Below are 19,645 nucleotides of genomic sequence, written 5' to 3' on the forward strand. Positions count from 1 at the left end.
ATAGCCCGCGCCAAGCCCGGAACCCTGGCCATTGACGACCCCAATGAACTGGAAGGGCTGGAAGCAATGGAACAGTGGAAGCCGGACATCATTTTCACGGGTGTGCGTCCCGGCGAGGTCGCCAAGAAAATCCGCATTCCGTACCTGAACGCCCATGCGTATCACAACGGCCCGTGGAAGGGATTTGAAGGCTGGGTGCGCTTTGCCCGCGACATCTATAATGCCGTGTATTCGCCTATTCACCAGTTGTCCGGCATTGATATCAGCAAGGACGATTTCCCGCTGGACCGCGGATTCATGACCCAGCGCCTCATATCCGGCCCGGATATCAAGGACGAAAATGGCGAACGCCAGTATACGGGCAAGTACGACTGCGTGACTCATTTGCGCAGCAAGGAATACCCGCCCTACCCCGAACCTCTTTCACAGGCTGTGTAGAGCAGGAGCAGAGACATGGGAGCCCAAAAAAACGATCACTATGTGGAAAAAGTTGTCGACTACATCATGCGCAAGTGCCTGTGGCAGTTCCACTCACGGGCCTGGGACAGGGAGCGGCAGAACGAGGGCATCATGACACAGACCACGCAGATACTCTGCGGCGAGCAGCCCGACACTCAAACCCCTGAAAACCGCTGCTACTGGGTTGACGCTGTCATGATGGCACGGGGCCTGACCGTTGAAAATCCCGAACTGGCAGGCATGAACAAGGACGACATTCGCCTGTTCATGGCTGATGCCAAGAAACGACTGGATTTCCTGACCATTCACGGGTCGCTGAACCAGGAACTGACCGACCCCAAGTACTGAGCACCAGTCCAAGCAGAAGAGGTGAGCCATGTCTTGCGAAATAATGGAAAAAGAACGATCAGGGGTCATCAATCCCATTTTCACCTGTCAACCCTGTGGCGCGCAGTATGTCAGCATCGGCGTCAAAGACTGCATCGGCATAGTCCACGGCGGTCAGGGCTGCGTCATGTTTGTACGCCTGCTTTTTGCCCAGCACTTCAAGGACAATTTTGAAGTTGCGTCCTCCTCGGTGCATGAAGACGGCGCGGTTTTCGGGGCCACCAACCGGGTGGAAGAAGCCGTGGACGTGTTGCTCATGCGCTACCCGGACGTCAAAGTTGTGCCCATCATCTCCACCTGTTCCACAGAAATCATCGGTGACGACATCGACGGCGTGGTAACCAAGCTTAACAACGGCTTGCTCAAAGAAAAATACGCAGACCGTGAAGTGCATCTCATCGCAATACATACGCCAAGCTTCGTGGGCAGCATGATCAGCGGCTATGACATCGCATTGAAGGATTTTGTGGTCCACTTTGCTGAAAAAAGCGAACCCAACGGCAAGCTCAACCTCCTTACAGGCTGGGTGAACCCCGGCGACGTCAAGGAGCTCAAGCACCTGCTCAGTCTGATGGATGTGGACGCCACCGTGCTTCTGGAAATCGAGAGCTTCGATTCTCCCCTGCTGCCTGACGGCACAGGCAAGTCTCACGGCAGCACCACCATTGCTGATCTCAAGGGAACCGCCAATGCCGTAGGGACCATCGCTCTGGCCCAATACGAAACAGGCAAGGCGGCAAAGTATCTTGAAAAAGAATTCAACCTGCCCACTATTATAGGCCCAACGCCCATCGGCATCCGCAATACTGACGTTTTTTTGAAAAACGTGCAGAAACTCACGGGCAAGCCCATCACGCAAGCCTTGGTACACGAACGCGGCATAGCGATGGATGCCCTTGCAGACCTCACCCATATGTTTCTGGCAGACAAAAAGGTCGCCATCTACGGCAACCCTGATCTGGTCATCGGTCTGGCCCAGTTCTGCCTTGACCTGGAAATGAAGCCAGTGCTGCTCTTGCTTGGCGACGACAACTCGCATTATGCCGAAGATCCGCGTTTGAAGGAAATGACGGACAATGTGGATTTCGACATGCAGATCGTCACCAACGCCGACCTCTGGGATCTGGACGGCCGCCTGAAGCGGGGCGAAGTGGAGCTGGACCTCATACTCGGGCACTCCAAGGGGCGCTGGGCCGCCATTGACAACAACGTGCCCATGCTGCGCGTAGGTTTTCCCACCTATGACCGTGCAGGCCTCTACCGCTACCCGGTCATGGGTTACGCCGGGGCCACGTGGCTTGCGGAAAATATGGCCAACACCCTGTTCACCGATATGGAGTACAAAAAGAACAAGGAATGGATACTGAACGTCTGGTAGCGGTTCGCACTATCGGATCTTCAAAGCAATCACCCTAGAACGGACGGACAGCCAGCTATGGACATCACTGCCAGTTTTGACCGCTACGGGCGCAAGGACAAACAGTATTACTTCGCCTACGGTTCCAACATGCATCCCGCTCAGGTCGGCACGCGCTGTGTTGCACCGCACGCGGTCTGTACCGCCCGGCTGGCAGATCACAAACTGGCTTTTTATGGACGCAACAGGGTTTGGGACGGCGGCATGGAGACCGTCGTTCCGGCCCCGGGGCTAGAGGTATGGGGAGTTTTATATGAACTGAGCTTCGGCGACAGCCTCAGCCTCGATATGTGGGGTCATGCGCGGCTGGACGGCGGCGGGGTATATTTTCATTATCCCGTGCTTCTGCTCGACGTAGCTGGCGAAGAACATGCGGCAGTGCTGTACAAAAAGGATGTGCTCGGCAAGCCCGTCCCCCCCAGCACCGAGTACATGACATTCATCCTTGAGGCAGCCCGCATGCGTGCCCTGCCCTCCCGCTATCTGCAATTTTTGGAAACTATGGAAAGCACGCCCGCGCGCTATGACGTTCCCCGCGAGGAAAAACAGCTGCGCGGCGTTCTGGTGGAAGCTACCTGCCGTGAGTGTGCCGGGTAAGGCCAGGTGGTCTGGCCCTCTGCCCGGCGCGCCCCCTTCTGGCCGAGGCAAGAATTCATTACAGCATTCAAATTTTGAAAAGCTTTAAATGCTCGAACGCTGCACAAAAGGGCAGCGCGCCGCAACGCGGTGTGGATTCTGCCAAAATTCGCATTTCTGGCAGAATGTCAACTTTGAAATGTAATGCGTTTCAAAGTTAATCTACTCTAAGTCAAAGGAGAACCCATGCAGGCACGCATGAAGGAACACCAGCTCACGGCGGATCAGATAGTAGCCCTTCTGGACAAGACCCATGTGGGTCATTTGGGCACTGTGGATGAAAAGGGCTTTCCCTATGTAACGCCCGTCCATTTCGTCCACCTTGATGACAGCATATACTTTCACGGTTTGGCGAAAGGCCGCAAGCTCGCCAATCTTATGGCCTATCCCAAGGTCTGCTTTGAGATTGAAGGCGAGTACAGCTACATCCAGGCCGATACCCCATGCGATACCAATACTGCCTATCAGAGCGTCATCATCACGGGCAGAGCCGCAACCGTGGATTCTTTGGACCTGAAAACCCGCGCCCTTGAGGCCATCGTAGCCAAGTACACACCGCAGCACAGCGGCAAAAACTTTCCGGCCAGCATGCTGCAGATGACGGCCGTGGTTGAGATCACCATTATTGAAATTACCGGGAAGTACTATGCCTAGTTTCGGGGCAGGGATACACGGATATAAAGGGAAACGCGCAGTTATTCCGTTTGGCGGCGTTGCTTCACTTTTTTTGAAACAGTCGAGGACGGAAGAGTTCACTCCTGCTTCAAAAAAAGATCGCGCCTTGTCAAACGAAATAACTGCGCGTTTCCAGGAGGCTCTTTAATCAGTGCTTCCAAAGAAGTTCCATAAGGAACTGTGCTTGTGGGCGGCGCGGGCGCGAACAAGGCCATGTAAGGCCAAAGCCGCGCAGACCGCTACTTACCCTGAAAGATGGTTCGGTTTCTCATGTGTGTCGAACAATATGACGCAGAGCTTCAGTGTGAGGCTGACGGGTGCAGGGGAAAGATTATCACCCTGCTCCTGCGGGTAGGCAAACTGCTTTCCGAGCAGAATGACATTGTGGCGGCTCTGGACAGCCTGTTGTCCTACATGCGCCGGCATATGGGCATGCAGCGTGCCACCATAAACCTGCTACACCGCGAATCAGGGCATGTTTTTGCCTACCGCAGCATGGGCATGACCCCCTCAGAGCAAGACAGGGGCGTGTATCACGTTGGTGAAGGCATCACCGGCAAAGTTGTGGAAAATGCAACCCCCATCGTGCTGCGGCGCATCGGCAGCGAACCGGACTTTCTGAACCGCACCGGAACCATCATGCTGGACAGCGATAAGGACATGTCCTTTATCTGCGTGCCCATTCATCTGGGGCGCAAGGTTCTGGGAGCCATCAGCGCCAGCCGCCTGTACCAGAGTGATGAGGCGCTGCATAAGCATGTGAACATTTTAAGTGTTATGGCGCAGATGCTGGCTCATGCCGTTGAACTGTACCTTGTAGAAAACATAGATCGTGTGGAATGGGAAAAGCGCACGCGCCTGCTGCTCAGTGATCTGAAAGAGCGGTTTCATCCCGACAACATGATCGGCATTTCCCGGCCCATGCAGGAAGTTTATGAACTTATCCACAAGGCTTCCCCCACCAGGGTGACAGTACTCTTGCTGGGTGAAAGCGGCGTGGGCAAAGAAATGGTAGCCAATGCCCTGCACTATGGCGGCCTGCGGCCCGGCGGCCCCTTCATCAAGTGCAACTGCGCCGCCCTGCCCGAAAGCATTGTGGAAAGCGAACTTTTTGGTCATGAAAAGGGTTCATTCACAGGGGCCAGCTTTCGCAAGGGACGCTTTGAAGAGGCCAACGGCGGCACTATTTTTCTGGATGAAGTGGGCGAACTGTCTTTGCCCGTGCAGGCCAAACTGCTGCGCCTGCTGCAAGAGCGTCAATTCGAGCGTGTGGGCGGCAACCGCAGCATCTCTGTCGATATCCGCATCATTGCCGCGACCAACCGCGACCTTTCCGAAATGGTGGCGCAAGGCGCTTTTCGCGAAGATCTGTATTACCGCCTGAACGTCTTTCCCGTAATGATTCCACCGCTTCGCCAGCGCGGAGACGACGTGATCGCCCTGGCCGAATACTTCATGAATTACTATGCCAAAGAGGCGGAAAAAAACATTACGGGCATCGCCACATCAGCAATGAACTTGCTGGTGCGGCACAACTGGCCTGGTAACGTGCGTGAGCTTGAAAACGTCATTCACCGCGCGGTGATCCTGGCTGAAGACGAAATTCTGCACGCCCACGATCTGCCACTGTCCTTGCAGCCGCAGACCTCACCCGGCAAAGGGCAGCCCCCCAATCTGGAAAACAGACTGGCGTCCATTGAATATGATATGCTGGTGGAAACCTTGCGCAGATGTCAGGGAAACATGAGCAAGGCCGCCGAAGCTCTGGGGCTTACGCGACGCACTATGGGCCTGCGCATGAAGCGCTTCAATCTGAGCTACAAGCAGTTCCGGGAAGGCGGATAAAAGACGGCAAATATTTTACTGAAAAACCGAATAAGCTATAAACCACCGCTCTTTGGTTCCACACAGTTTTTCAAGCTTGCATAGCAGTCAAAACTACGAAACCACGTTATCATCCTTTCCACGGCGAGTTCGCGTGTTGCTTATAAGCACGCCCGCCACCACAAGCGCTCCGCCCACAAGCCCAAGAAAAGGCAACCGCTCTCCGGCCATGCGGCCAAAAATCGCGGCCCACACCGGTTCCCCTGCGTAAATAAGGGTCGCCCGGGTGGGCGAAATACTTTTTTGCGCCCAGTTCATAACCAGCTGTATAAGCGCTGTGGCGAGGCCAAGGCCGCAGGCGCTGCACGCGAGCAACCAGGAGAATTCAGGTACGGATTCACCAGCAATGGGCATAAGGCAAAAACTCAAGATGGAGGTCACGCCCACCTGAACGACAGTCACTCTGCGCACGTTGACCGAGCCTGCAAAATAGCCAATGAACAGTATCTCCAGAGCGCAGGCCACGGCACTCAGCAATGTAAGCAGCTCGCCGGAGCTGAACCCTGGCGAAACACCGTCTGGCCCGGCCAACAATATCAGCCCCACCAGTGCGCATCCTATGCCCAGCCACGCCATACCACTGGGCCGCCGCCGCATGAATATCCATTGTAAAATGGGAACAGTCGGCACGTAAAAAGCTGTTATAAAAGCAGATTTGCTTGCAGTAATGGTAACAAGACCAAATGTCTGCAACGCATACCCACCCAAAAGCGAAAGCCCAATGATGGACCCGGCGAAAAGTTCGTGAAGGGTAAGTCCCCGCAAGATAGGCAATGAAATGAGAATGAGGGCCACAGCCGCCGAACCAAAACGCAACCCGACAAAAAAGAGAGGCCCTGTAACGTCCAGGGCATTACGGATGATAAGAAACGTCGTGCCCCAAATCATTGTCACGCCAACCAGAGCCCATTCCCCCTGGCTGAGTTGAAAAATCTTTCTATCCTGCATGATGCTGAATCCCTGCTCCCCTTTCAAATAAACCTGCAATAAAAAATAACTCATCTGAAACCGTTGTTGCGTCGCAGTGACGGGCCGAGTTGATAAAATATCGAATTCACGTCTTCAACGATATTGGCGATACGTATTCCGCATCACAAAACCAGCATAACTATCAGCATTGTCTGGCACTCGATGCAGAGTTGAAAGGCTTGCCCCCAACTGTGGTATTGTATCTTGCACCAGCATAAAAGGGAACCGGTAAAAACCGATCCCCTTTCAGCAGCCAGACTTGGCCAAACTCTTATCGTTCGGGGCGCGTTATGGCCCCGGCACAAGCCATATTACAGATTGTATTTTTTCTTTGCCTTGTATCCAGCCCATACCAGAAGCAGCCATACCGGCACCGCTTTTACTGACCCAGCCATGCCGATCTGCGTCAGCACCACAAGCACAACGGCCATAAAGAGCAAGCACAGATAGTTTGACAGCGGATACCAAAAGGCCTTGAAAATGATCTTTTCGCCAGCCTTGACCTTGGCAGCCCTGAATTTGATATGCGTAAGGCTGATCATTGCCCAGTTGATGACAAGCGCCGCCACCACCAGAGCCATGAGCATGCCCAGCGCCTGGGCAGGCATAAAATAGTTCAGGATCACGCACAACAGCGTTGCGCCCGAGGAAATCATCAGGGCGTAAACCGGCACACCCCTGGCGCTGACAGTAGCCAGAACTTTGGGAGCGTTGCCCTGAAGCGCCAGACCATAGAGCATGCGGCTGTTGCAGTACACACAGCTGTTATACACCGAAAGCGCGGCAGTGAGCACCACAAAGTTAAGCACATGTGCTGCTGAAGGAATGCCGATAAGGTCAAAAATCTGTACAAATGGGCTGGCTACCATAGCTTCTGCCCAATGGCTTTTGTCTACCGAGCCACCCAGCTTGCTCCAGGGGTACAGGGTCAGCAGCACAGTAAGCGCGCCGATGTAGAAAATAAGAATACGGTAGATTAGTTGGTTGATGGCCTTGGGAATGGTTTTCTGCGGATTGGCTGTTTCCGCTGCCGCGATGCCTACCAGTTCAAGCCCGCCAAAAGAAAAGCTCACCACGGCCAGAGACAGAAAAACACCGCCCCAACCCTTGGCAAAAAACCCGCCGTACTCCCACAGGTTGCTGACTTTTGCCTCAGGCCCAGCGTTGCCAGACACCAGCAGAAAAGTGCCAAGCGCGATCATAGCAACAATGGCTGCCACCTTGATGGAGGCAAACCAGAACTCCATTTCACCGAAAAAACCTACATGAGCCAGGTTAATGCCGTTGATGAGGAGAAAGAAAAAAGCCGTGGTCTGCCACGGTTCAATACCGGGAAACCAGTATTGAACATAAACCGCCACAGCAGTGAGTTCGGACATGCCCACCAGCACATACAGTATCCAGTAGTTCCAGCCAGAAAGCAGACCGGGAAATTCCCCCCAGTACTTGTAGGCAAGGTTGCTGAAAGATCCTGCAACGGGCTCCTGAGCCATCATTTCACCGAGCTGGCGCATTATCAAAAAAGCAATAAATCCACCGATTGCATAGCTCAGAATTACGGCAGGGCCGGCCATCTGAATTGTGCCCGCAGACCCGAGAAAGAGGCCCGTGCCGATGGCTCCGCCCAGGGCAATCAGTTGGATGTGCCTGTTTTTCAAGGCACGATGCAGCTCTTGTGTGTCTTTTTTCATACCTGGCCCTTAGGTTATTTATAATGATCGGGAAGCCATAGCAGCATTCCGAATTTTTGAAAAGATTGTATGGCCGGCACAAGCCCCCCTGATACCGCTGGAGTGGCGATTGTCCTACTGATTTTTTTTTGACAACATACAAAAAGTCCGCCATCCCACTGGACAGATGCGCGCCAGTATCGTAAAAATTATTTGAAAAATAAAATTTTTAAGCCTCATAGTAATGCCGCGGCCATTCTGAAAAGAACGGCCGCACAACCAGTCGAAACGGATATCTGTCGTCAACCACAGGAGATTGCCATGAGTACAGTTTTGGGAACGCTTGACCATGTCCTGCTGATGGCCCCCGGCCCCAGCCCCGTTGCCCCCAACGTCCTTCAGGCCATGAGCCTGCCCACGCTCGGACACCTTGATCCCGACTGCATCAAAGTTATGGATGCTATTCAGGATCAGCTGCGCGCCGTGTGCAAGACCGAAAACGCAGTGACCTTTCCTATCTCGGGCACTGGTTCTTCCGGCATGGAGACATGCTTTGTCAATCTGATAGAGCCAGGTGACGCCGTACTTGTGGTCAACAACGGCGTATTCAGTTCCCGCATGGTGGAAGTGGCCTCGCGCCTTGGCGCCGAAGTGGACGTTGTGGAAAGCCCTTGGGGCACCCCTGTAAAGGTTGAAGACGTCAAGGCGCAGCTGGCGAAGAAGCACTACAAGATTCTGGCTGTGGTACATGCAGAAACATCTACGGGCGTGAACAACCCCGTTGCCGAAATAGGCGAACTGGTCAAAGGCAGTGACACCCTTTACCTGGTGGACAGCGTTGCTGGACTGGGCGGCGTGGATGTGCAGGTGGACAACTGGGGAATTGATGCCTTTTACAGTGGATCGCAAAAGTGCCTTTCAGTTCCTCCCGGTCTTGCGCCCGCCTCATTTTCCGAGACCGCAATGGAGGCCATGAGCAAACGCAAAAGCAAGGTGCCCAACTGGTATCTGGACGTATCCCTTATCCGCAAGTACTGGGAAGGCTCGCCGCGCGTATACCACCACACTGCCCCCATCAACATGTACTACGGCCTGCATCAGGCTTTGGACAATCTGCTGAGTGAAGGACTGGACGCCGCATTTGCGCGGCATAAGGCCATGCATCAGCGCCTGGTGGACGGCTTGTCAGATATGGGTTTCAGCCTTTATGTCAAGGAAGGCGCAGCCCCGCAGGTGAACCTTTTTGTGCCCCCGGCTGGCGTGGACGCCAATGCTCTCAGGGGCTGCCTGCGTGAAAAGCACAAAATTGAGGTTGCTGGCGGTCTGGGCGCCCTTGCGGGCAAGGTGCTCCGCGTGGGCGTTATGGGCGAAGGCGCACGGCCCGAAGCAATTGACAAACTGCTCACAGCCATTCGCTCCTGCATCAGCAAATAACGTAATACAAGCATCCCTTGCGGGCGGCGGTCATTGGCTGCCGCCCGCTTCTTTAGACTCAAACCTTTTCTTCATCACTCTGAGCCTTGACTGACGACATAGCTTTGTTGATGGAGGCGACACGTCGCTCACTGTTTTTCCTTTTCTCTATCTCCTCCGAAACCCGCCTGAAAAAATCTTCCGGCTGCACCCGCAAGGCTTCGCAAATGGAATAGATGGCATTGACTGTCGGCTTTTTCAGTTCCCGTTCAATGTCACGCAGATAGCGCCTCTCAAGACAGGCAAAGTCAGCTAGCGACGACTTGGTCATGCCGCGCTCTGCCCGCAAGGCCTCAATCACCCTGGCTATGGCGCTCGAAAGGTATGGATATACTTTCATGAGTATTAATTACACCAATTTTGGCCGATGAACATGCGCTATAGTACTCATAAATTGGGTACTATAGTACACTTTCTTTTTTTCAATCCTCTTGTGAGAGCAACTCTTGCCGCATAATCCAATTTTTAGCATATTCATACCCCCAACATTCCTGTCGTTTTCTTTCAAAAAGCATTTACATGCTGCGCCAATAATAAATTTATAAATAAATAGATATATAAACTGCATATGATACAACACAAATACACTCCATACACTACCAATATTATATAATATATATCAACAGGCAAAAAAACAGATATGAGTATCGTAAGATTATTAAACAATTTGTAGTTGTATTCAAAGAGAGTAAAAATACTATATAAATACACCTCTGCAACTTTGGTATTTCATATATATATTAAAATGATTAATTACATATTGCCACATCAGTATATAAAAAAACATGCTTAGTTCTTTCCAAGGCCTACTGATAACCAAAAATGCGAACTGACAGTATTACCATCCCACTATTGAATCTTGCTCATTACAATATTTTTTTCATTCAATATCAGTATATTATTCATCAAAACAGCCATGTCGTATCCAGTTTTACCCGACAATCTGTGCATAATGGTCAATTGATACTTGCATCAATAATCCAATACATGTAGAGTGATTCATCATTCAATATCTGCTGACCAAGCCTCCGACTTCTTTGTCTATCAAATGACAAATAGCTGGCGAAGATGGTATGGTTCGCGTGATTGTTACCTTTGAGCTCTAGCGGCTCGGGCAAAAATAGAATATACTATAAAAAGACAGCCCCGCTGCCTCTATCAAAATCCACTGTGCGAAGTGGTATGCTTCTGTAGCATCGGACAAACGCTTCCCTAATGATCTGCGAAACCTGAGGAAAGCGCACATGAAGATGTTTCAGTTCAGAGTCCATTTACTGGTTCTTGCGGCTCTGCTTTGTTTACTTTACTGCCCCCGCGCCCACGCCCAGGACGATCCTGTACGTGTCGGTTTTTTTGAATTTGGCGACTACATGTATCGAGCCCGCAGCGGGCAGTATCAGGGACTTATTTTTGAGTTCCTGCAGGAAATCTCCAGAACAACGGGAATGCGCTACAAGGTCGTGGATTGCGGCAACTGGACCCGCAGCCTGCAAATGCTTGAACGCGACCAGATAGATCTTTTGCCTTGCGTCTTTTTCACGCCAGAACGTGCCGAAAAGATGCTCTTTCCCAACCTGCCTCTCGCTAATTCATTCATGACGATCAGTGTCAGGGATGACGACACGCGCTACAGCTTTGAAAACCATGCCGCCCTTGACGGCATGCGTGTGGGTGTTGTGGCCAACACCAAAAATGTGCCCGCCCTTGAAGCGTTCATTCGTGAGCACGGCTTGCGCATGATTCTGACCCCCTACATTGACATGCAGTCCATGCTGCAAGCCCTTCACAATAAAGAACTGGACGGTGTTGGCGTCAGTAATCTTGGCAAACACAGCCCATTCCGGGTTGTTGCTCAGTTTTCTCCAGAGCCCTTTTATATTGCCGTAAACCGCAACAAACCTGAAATTCTCGCTCGTCTGAATGATGGCCTCGAGAAAATCATGCTGCGCAATCCATCCTACGGACAAGATCTTTACGGCAAATACCTGTCAACCAATATAGCAAAGCTCCCTGTTTTTACGCCTGAAGAGCAGGCATACCTGCGAGAGGCTGGCACCATTACCGTGGCCTATGATCCCACATGGGCACCACTCACTTACAAGCACCCAGAAACGCATGAATTTTATGGAATCATTGCAGATGTTTTCCATAGAATACAGCAAATGACAGGCCTCAAGTTTCAATTTATCCCCATGCATCAGGATCGGGCCCTGAGCATGGTTACGGGCGGCGAAATTGATGCAGTATCCGCTCTGCCCGGCAGCTTTCTGTGGGACAAGAAGCTGCAGGTGCGCACAACAAGGCCTTATCTGCGAACGGCAATTGCCCAGATTAGCCATCGTGACAATCCAAGTCAGACACAGCGCATAGCCCTGCAACGTGGCTACCTGCTTTCAGCCCATATTGCGGAAAACAACCCTGACAAAACAATCCGCTACTATGCCACGCTGGGTGATTGCCTGGACGCAATCCTCAGTAACGAGGCGGATGTTGCCTATTCCAACATCTATACAGCCAACTATCTGGTCAAAAATACCCGCTACGCAGGTTTGGTCATAAGTCCGGTTGACAGTTATGGCAGCGACCTCAGAGTGGGCATTTCACGGCAGGCCGATCCGAGGCTGTTTGCCGTGCTGGACAAAAGTCTGCAATTCTTGCCCGTAGAGCAGATAGACGATCTTGTGCTGAAGCACAGCGTGCCCAGCCGCGAAACTACTCTTACGGAGTTCATCGCCCAATACCCCCTTGCCTCTTTCAGTGCCCTGATGCTGTTTTTTTCGGTCATTACCCTGCTTCTGGGGATCAACCTGGCCATAAAATCAAGCAGCAACAGACGCATCCAGATGCTGCTTCACCGCGACACGCTCACGGGGCTTTCCAATCTCTACAAGTTTCGGCTCGACTGCGCTTCGCTTCTTAAAAGCGCTGGCGGCAAGGGCTATGCAATGTTGTTTGGCGACATCAGCCAGTTCAAAACAATCAATGACCAGTTCGGCTTTTCCACCGGCGACCAACTGCTGTGCGCCTATGCGGATATTTTGCAGAGCAATGTTGGCGATAACGAGCTCTGTGCACGCATTTCTGCTGACATGTATGTACTGCTTTTGCGTGATGAAGGGTGGGAGAACCTGGCGACGCGCTTGCGCCATATGGATGATGCACTGGACACCTGGCGCCAGAAGCAGGAAATGCCGTACAAAATCAGCACGGTCTACGGCGCATATGCCGTTAGCCGCGCCGAGGGCCGTGATGTGCAGCTCATGCTTGATCTTGCCAACTATGCCCGCCGTGAAGCCAAACGCAACGGAAACACGCCCTTACTGTTTTATGACGAGCACATGCGCCAGGAAGCCCTGCTGCATCAGGAATTGAACGGCAGACTCGAAACAGCGCTTAAAGAAGGTGAGCTGGTACCCTGGTATCAAGCCAAGGTGGACATGCGCACAGGAGCCATCATTGGCAGCGAGGCACTGGCACGCTGGAATCATCCTGTTCACGGTTTGCTCATGCCCGGCAGCTTTATCCCCTTGTTTGAGCGAAACGGCCTTGTAATGGACATTGACCTGCACATTTTTGAACAGGTCTGCAAAACCATGCAAAGCTGGCGGCTGCGTAATTTGCCCCTGCACACGGTTTCATGCAATTTTTCGCGTCTGCACTTTGACCGGCCAGAATTTCCCCGGCAGTTGGCCGAAATTGCCGGGCGGTATTCTATCCCTCACGAAATGCTTGAAGTGGAAATAACTGAAAGCGCTATCATGAAAAACCCTGAAGCCGCATGGCTGCGCCTGATTCAGTTAAAGCAGTACGGCTTCAAAACGGCCATTGACGACTTTGGCTCCGGTTATTCTTCACTGGGCCTTGTGCAAATGCTCAATGCCGATGTTATCAAAATTGACCGCAGCTTTGTGCAACGCGACCTTCCCGGGCAAAGAGCGCAAATTGTGCTTAGCAGCATCATCAGGCTTGCCCTTGAACTGGAAATGGCCGTTATTTGCGAAGGGGTGGAAACTGCGGATCAGGCCGCCATTCTTATGCGGCTTGGCTGCTTCAAGGCTCAAGGTTTCTATTATGCCGTGCCAGAACCAGAACACGAGTTTGAGGCCCGTCTGGCCATGCTGATAGCATAAGACCTTCGCGCGAACACCGGGGACAGATTCATTTTGAAAATGTAGCCTCTCAAATTAGCGGCACAATTATTTCGGCGTAGCCCCACGCAAACAAGTAGCCGCCCTGCGCGAACGGCAGCCATTGCCCGAAGGGCTTACGCAGCATCACAACGCCTGCTCAGGCAAACGCCAAAGCATGCAACGGAAAATGCTTCAATACCGCATAACTTATACCCATAGCCGCAGCTATGGACGCAACAGCAGAATTCCCCAACGCCGCTATAAAACAGATACACAGCGGGGAGGCAAGGCGTCGTCAAAAAACACGGCTATACCTTGCTTGCTCCGTCTTGCTCGTCAGAAACATCTTTCTTGCTGGTTTCAAGCTTTCCGTCAGATTTCTCTTGATCCATACTGTGCAGTATGAGGCTCATGAGTCGACGCGTCTGCACTTCCCCGTCATATTCACGCAGAATAGTCTGCTGGGCATTGGAGCGCACATGATCCAGGGCCGAGGCATTTTCCAGCGTTTCAGCCACCTTGGCCGACATGGCTTCTGCATCCCAAAAATCACATAAGAAACCATTGACCCCATCACGTATGATCTCTCGCACAGGCGGGGTATCGGAACCTACAATCAGCGCGCCGCAAGCCATGCCCTCAAGAAGCCCTGTCGTCAGCGCATGCGGGGCAGCAAGATAAACGTGTACGGTAGAGGCCCGTAAAAGCTCGCGGTATTCCTTCAGCGGCCTGGGGCCAAGCACATGCACGCGAACCCTTTGCTCCGGCGGCAGATTCAGGCTGTCTACGCTGCGCGTGGCCTCGTCTTCCGCCCTGTCCGCCGGGTTGTTTCCTGATGGGCGTGAACGCGCCTCGCCTTGCGAATTCTCCAGCCAAGATAAAAGCACGAGGCAGTTGGGCCTTTGCTCGAGCAAGCGGGGCAAGCAATCCTTGAACTGCTGAAAACCGCGCGCAGCGTCGTGTGGCGGGCCAAAAAAGCTGACAAGCTCCCCACTGCGCTCTTCCTGATTTTCCAGGGGCGAAAAAAACCTGGTGTTGATGCCGCTGTGCACCACATGAAGCTTTTTGGCCAGAAAATCGGGATATTGTGATCGCTGCCAAAGGGATGATGTCACAGCCAAATCGCACTCGCCGAGAGCATTGTACTCCCACAGGTTGGCCACCCTCGCAGGAGCAAAATCAGCTGCTGGCCGGGGCTTGCCGCGTGTGAAAAAGCAGTGGCTCTCGCCCTGTGTGTAAAACCAGTCCGCCTGGCCCACATAGAAGGTTTTGGGGAAAATGTCGCGTACATAAAAGCTGCCGCCCATACTGGCCGAAGCGCAGATGACGTCAGGCGAAAATCCTTCCTTGCGCAGCGCCAGCAGGGCATTGCCAGCCCTTGCGCCGCGCCGGAGCCGTGTAACAATTTCTCTTTCCGCAGGGTCGTCACTTTCATAAGAGGCAGGAGGAGCGAGACGCAGACGGCGCACTCCAGGTATGGTCGTTTTTTGACCGGATTCTGCCAGAAAGAGGACAGTATTATCCCGTATGGCCCCAAACGCCTGCGCGAGGGAACGGAACCGACCAGGGAATACTGAATTCAAAAACAATAATCTCATGAAGATTATCCTTCCTGATCGGGCTCTTCAGTGCGGTCACTCTCCAGCAGAGCGAGAAAAGCTTTGCCCTGCTCCGTCGGCAGAAACTGCCTGAGCGCCTCCACTACCCGCATATCATACTTGGGCGGCTGCTCGCCAAGAATTTCCATAGCCTGTTCGACGCTGTGGGCCAACCTGTAAGAACGCGACCGCACCAACGCGCAAAAAGTATTTGCCACGGCCAGAATCCGGGCATTTTCGCAGATTGCGTCGCCACTAAGCTTTTCAGGATAGCCTGACCCGTCCATCCGTTCATACATTTGCGAAATTGCTTCCATCACAGGCAAGCCAAAATCTATTCCCGCCAGGGCGCTCTTGGCGTACTCCACATGATTTTGCAAAAGCGCTCTTTCTTCTGGCGTGAGCAGGCCCGATTTGGTGAACAGTTCCTTGGGCAGCTGTATCATGCCGATCTGCGAAAGATTGGCCGCAGTGCGCAAGGTGGACAGCGTCACCGGGTCTGTTCTGCCCAGGCAATAGGCCAGAGTCACGGCCAGTTGAGCCATAAGGGCGGAATGACCCCGCAAATAGCTGTCCACGGTTTCAATGGCGCGAACAAAGGCATTAACCGTCTGATTGACCATCTGCTGCGCTTTTTGCTGCGCCATGGCAAGGTCGGTAACATCACTGTAAACAGACACGACGCCTGTCATACGCTCGGCTTCGTCACGGAAGGGCGTGCAGGACGTAAAGAAATACCGCAGCCGCCCTTCCACGGGCAGAGCTTCAGTAAAACTGGAAAGGCCGCCCGACTGGTGTACAGCCAGCGTATGCGTAACAAGACTACGCGCCAGATCCGGCCCAAGTTCTGTGTGGGGGCGTCCACGCAGAACGTTAACATCAATATCTGCCATTCTGGCGAAACTCTGGTTGGCGTAATAAATGACGCCATTGAGATCATTGAGCACAATCCCTGCAGACAGGGCAGAATTGACCCCGTCCATGATCTGCTTCTGCTGGTTGACCACAGTATACAGACGCCGCAACTGGTCAGCTACGGCACGTTCTCTGCGGCCCACAAGCCACCACCACAAGGCAGCCAGCATGATGCCTACCAGAGCAATGACCAGCCCCGCACCCAATATGACATTTCCACGCAGTGAGCCATAATCCGCATCAATGCGCACGGCGTCTACGCCCTGTTCTACCAGCCAGGGCAGGCGCGGCACAGGTTGAGCCAAGGTATAGTTAACCTCTTCATCTGCACCGCCAGGTCCGGGTTCCTGACGCATGTCCAGAGGCAGGCGTCCGTCCTGCAATTTCCAGCCGGGCAGGTTCACGAATCCTTCACGCACGCTGGGGTCAATCCGCTGGAGCTCACCCTTAAAGTGCTGCAAAATGGCCGCGCTGAATTCCTTGCCACCGCTATGCCGCGTAATGGCTTTGACAACCGGCAGCACGTTGTAGGAAGTCAGCAGGACAGAAACGACCTTGTCTCCTGTTGCGTCAACATAAAGAGGAGCTTTGATGGGAAACGCCATGTCCATAACCAGTTCGCCATTTTGACGGCGCACAGGCATAAAAACCGTGTGCCCTGTTTTAAAAGCTTCCTCCAAAAAAACGCGTTGTTCGGCGCTCAGTACGGGCGGCGTACCCGGCGACATGTAAATTTCCAGATCGGTGTTAACTAAAAACGCAGCCCAAAACGCATTTTTTTCAATAAAATCTTTTAATTGGCGCACCATCATTGGCAAGCGGGGACCAAGAGCGCTTATGGGGTCCTGATTTGACTGCGCGCCTCCATTCCACTCTGTATCGGGAAAGATTTCAGGAGCCGCAGGCGCGGAGTCTTCTTTTTGAGCCTCATGCAGAAGAACCGAGGCAGAAAGACCGGAGCTGTCCACCTCTGCAGCGAAAAGCCGCAACAAGTCCTGCTCTCCAAACGCTTCAATCTGCTCGACAAGCGATCCAGACCACACCGTGAGCAAAGCCACCTTGTTATTGGTCTGCACGTACAGATTCTGCCCCATCTCGCGCAGCATGCGCTCGCGGGAATTTTGCAGATACCAGTTCGCTCCCATCACAATGAACACCGACATGACCGCAAAAAGCGCCAGCATAATGAATGCCGCGGTGCGGTTACGTGATTTTTTGTTCGAGGAATCCTGTAATGCCATATGTCGTTCCTTTCGCGGCGGATCAACGTTCACGCAGGGCGTTCTGCTTGGCCTTGAGAATAGGCTTGAGCAAATAATCCAGAACGGTCTTTTTGCCGATGAGAATGTCCGTCGTCACGATCATACCGGGTATGATTGGCAGAAGTTCCTTGTGATAGGCAATGGCATTCTTCTGGGTACGCACTTTGACCAGATAGAAATGCTCACTCTTCTTGTCCTCAATAGTGTCGGCACTGATGGACTCAAGCTTGCCGTCGAGCCCCCCGTAGATAGAAAAGTCGTAGGCTGACACCTTGACCATTACGTCCTGACCAGGGCGCAGAAAAGCCACGTCCTGCGGCTTGACCTTGGCTTCTACCAGTAGCGTGTCATCCAGGGGCACAATATCCATGATAGGTTCGCCGGGCTTGACCACGCCGCCTACTGTAGAGATATAGATCTGCTTTACTGTGCCGCGAACTGGCGTGCGGAGTTCCGTACGGGTAACACGGTCCCGGCCCGCCGAAAGACTTTCACGCAGAGAGTTCAGCTCCTGCCGCCTTTTGTTCACCTCATCGGTGATGGCCGCTATCTGCTCTGCCCGGCGTGAGGCAATACGCTGCCGTGATTCTTCGGCGGCGGCCTGCGCCTTGGGAATGGTAGCCGCAAGGGCGCTGATTTGCCCCTGCAATTCCACTACCCGTTGCTGCAGACCAAGGTATTCCAACTTGGAAAAGTTGTTGCGCTGCACAAGGGCGTACGCAGTGTCACGCTGCTCGATAGACAGGGCAAGACTGCGGTCCAGCTGCACCTTACGCGCTGTTTGCTCTTCCACATCATGCATGCGCTGTGTGTATTGCGATTCCAGCACTTCAATCTCGGCATTGAGCTGCACGCGCCGGGCTTGATAAGCGTTTTCCTGATCCTGAATGATCTGCCGGGCGCGCACCAGAGTGCTTTCGTCCAATTTGCGCCCGATAAGTTTACTGGCCCAAGCTTCAAGATGTTCGGGAAATACGGGAGTTTCTCCCTTAATTTCAGCTTCCAGCCTGATGATGGCCATGCTGTTTTCCATAGCCTTGTTTACTGCGTCTCTATAGGCGCTCTCGGCCATTTCATTGTCCAGCTGGGCCAGAATCGCCCCTTTGTCCACAATTTGTCCTTCGTGAACAAGAACCGCGCGCAAGATGCCGCCTTCTAGGTTCTGAATAGTCTGGGTGCGCTGCGAACCAACAACCGTTCCTTCGGCGTGGGTTACTTCGTCCACGCTGGCAAAGGCCGCCCATATGAGCAGGCACAAAAACATTACGGCAACACTGATGGAAAGCGCACGTACCCCGAAGCGCGGGCGTCGCGCCAAGGCAGCATCCACCTCGCTGGCGTACTGGATGTCATCGGGCGTCAGGCCGTTAAGAGGGGCGTCCATAGCGGCAAAAAGACCTGGGTTGCTCTGCGGCTGACCGGGTGTTTTTTGCTCACCCCCGCCGCGCAGGCGCTCCATCGTTTCCGCAACAGATTGCCGCAGACTTTTGTCGGGCTTCTGTTCATGATCGCCGCCCAGAAAAAGCTCCCTCAAAAAAGCCTTTGGGCCGCTTTCTTCCACTTTTTCAGCCTGTTGGCCCTCTGGCCCCAATGGCTGAAAATCCCTTTCGCTGGGCTCTTGCCCCGGCAACAGAGGGGCGAAATCTGCACTGCCTCCAACTGCATCCGTTTGGGCAGCTCCAAAACCGGCAGACGTCAACTGCCTCATCCGGGCGTCACCTTCTGCCCCTACGCCGGGCATCGCAGGCATAGAACTGTCCTGTGAAGGCGCGCCCACGCCACCGAAAGGCGGAGCCTGACCAGAAAGGTGCGGCAGAAAATCGCTGCCAACCCCTCCGCTGAAAAAAGCGCTGAAATCCGGCTGCTGCAACGTCTGGCCAGAAGCAGGGGATGAAGAAGCCGGTGTCCGGGTTTCAGCCTGAGCTCCACCGGAAACAGTTTCCACTGCTTGCGGCTGCTCCGCAGAAGAGGAAGTGTTTTCCACAGTGTCTTTATTTTGTGGTGTCAGCTGCATATCACGCATTCCCCGCTAACCGATGCGCCTCAGCGCCTTGTTCAGGCCTTGCCGCTGCAACGCTTTGTTTTGAACGGTCACGCAAGCTTTGCAGTACGGCGTCACGCGGGCCGTCCATCTTGATCTGGCCGTTTTCCATAACAATCAGACGCTCAA

General features: G+C 53.3%; 14 protein-coding genes. 8 read left to right on the top strand and 6 right to left on the bottom strand.

Going from position 1 to position 19,645, the window contains the following annotated elements; all coding sequences use genetic code 11:
- The 6 genes from QM579_RS12585 to QM579_RS12610 all read left to right on the top strand — a co-directional run.
- Positions 1–438: nitrogenase component 1 (locus tag QM579_RS12585; protein ID WP_414999481.1), on the top strand; the 438-nt coding region annotated here is incomplete at its 5' end.
- 15 nt (positions 439–453) lie between these two features.
- Positions 454–807 carry a Fe-only nitrogenase subunit delta gene (gene anfG / locus QM579_RS12590; protein ID WP_414999482.1) on the top strand — a complete coding sequence of 118 codons (354 nt, stop codon included), beginning with the start codon at positions 454–456 and terminating at the stop codon, positions 805–807.
- 43 nt (positions 808–850) lie between these two features.
- Positions 851–2,224: a Fe-only nitrogenase subunit beta gene (anfK, locus tag QM579_RS12595; RefSeq protein WP_414999483.1), complete on the top strand. Its 1,374-nt coding sequence runs from the start codon at positions 851–853 to the stop codon at positions 2,222–2,224.
- Between the two features lie 57 nt (positions 2,225–2,281).
- Positions 2,282–2,860: a gamma-glutamylcyclotransferase family protein gene (locus QM579_RS12600; protein ID WP_414999484.1), complete on the top strand. Its 579-nt coding sequence runs from the start codon at positions 2,282–2,284 to the stop codon at positions 2,858–2,860.
- 225 nt (positions 2,861–3,085) lie between these two features.
- The gene (locus QM579_RS12605) at positions 3,086–3,553 is read left to right on the top strand and encodes a pyridoxamine 5'-phosphate oxidase family protein (RefSeq protein WP_414999485.1); all 468 of its coding nucleotides are present in this window, start codon (positions 3,086–3,088) and stop codon (positions 3,551–3,553) included.
- A gap of 291 nt (positions 3,554–3,844) precedes the next feature.
- A complete protein-coding gene (locus QM579_RS12610) occupies positions 3,845–5,419 on the top strand; it encodes a sigma 54-interacting transcriptional regulator (protein ID WP_414999486.1) in 1,575 nt (524 codons plus the stop codon).
- A 93-nt stretch (positions 5,420–5,512) separates the two neighbouring features.
- Here QM579_RS12610 and QM579_RS12615 read toward each other — a convergent pair whose 3' ends face one another.
- Positions 5,513–6,406 (bottom strand): DMT family transporter, encoded by an 894-nt coding sequence (locus QM579_RS12615; protein ID WP_414999487.1) that lies wholly within the window; start codon positions 6,404–6,406, stop codon positions 5,513–5,515.
- 332 nt (positions 6,407–6,738) lie between these two features.
- Positions 6,739–8,118, bottom strand: a complete 1,380-nt coding sequence (locus QM579_RS12620) for an amino acid permease (RefSeq protein ID WP_414999488.1) — start codon at positions 8,116–8,118, stop codon at positions 6,739–6,741.
- 300 nt (positions 8,119–8,418) lie between these two features.
- Here QM579_RS12620 and QM579_RS12625 point away from each other — a divergent pair, with 300 nt between their 5' ends.
- On the top strand, positions 8,419–9,531 hold the full coding sequence (locus tag QM579_RS12625) for a pyridoxal-phosphate-dependent aminotransferase family protein (RefSeq protein WP_414999489.1): 1,113 nt from the start codon (positions 8,419–8,421) through the stop codon (positions 9,529–9,531).
- A gap of 58 nt (positions 9,532–9,589) precedes the next feature.
- Here QM579_RS12625 and QM579_RS12630 read toward each other — a convergent pair whose 3' ends face one another.
- Positions 9,590–9,910, bottom strand: a complete 321-nt coding sequence (locus QM579_RS12630; protein ID WP_414999490.1) for a helix-turn-helix domain-containing protein — start codon at positions 9,908–9,910, stop codon at positions 9,590–9,592.
- Between the two features lie 904 nt (positions 9,911–10,814).
- On the opposite strand from QM579_RS12630, the gene QM579_RS12635 reads away from it, so the two are divergent.
- Positions 10,815–13,700: an EAL domain-containing protein gene (locus tag QM579_RS12635; RefSeq protein ID WP_414999491.1), complete on the top strand. Its 2,886-nt coding sequence runs from the start codon at positions 10,815–10,817 to the stop codon at positions 13,698–13,700.
- 308 nt (positions 13,701–14,008) lie between these two features.
- Here QM579_RS12635 and QM579_RS12640 read toward each other — a convergent pair whose 3' ends face one another.
- From QM579_RS12640 to QM579_RS12650, 3 genes are read right to left on the bottom strand one after another with little or no spacing between them, the layout of a single operon-like run.
- Entirely contained in the window at positions 14,009–15,298 is a 1,290-nt protein-coding gene (locus tag QM579_RS12640) for a glycosyltransferase (RefSeq protein ID WP_414999492.1), read from the bottom strand.
- 5 nt (positions 15,299–15,303) lie between these two features.
- Positions 15,304–17,454 carry an HD domain-containing phosphohydrolase gene (locus tag QM579_RS12645; protein ID WP_414999493.1) on the bottom strand — a complete coding sequence of 717 codons (2,151 nt, stop codon included), beginning with the start codon at positions 17,452–17,454 and terminating at the stop codon, positions 15,304–15,306.
- A gap of 22 nt (positions 17,455–17,476) precedes the next feature.
- Complete coding sequence (locus QM579_RS12650; RefSeq protein WP_414999494.1) at positions 17,477–19,489, bottom strand: HlyD family type I secretion periplasmic adaptor subunit; 2,013 nt, start codon at positions 19,487–19,489, stop codon at positions 17,477–17,479.
- Positions 19,490–19,645: the final 156 nt, after the last annotated feature.

This window comes from Desulfovibrio sp., assembly GCF_047607245.1.
Taxonomy (GTDB): domain Bacteria; phylum Desulfobacterota; class Desulfovibrionia; order Desulfovibrionales; family Desulfovibrionaceae; genus Desulfovibrio.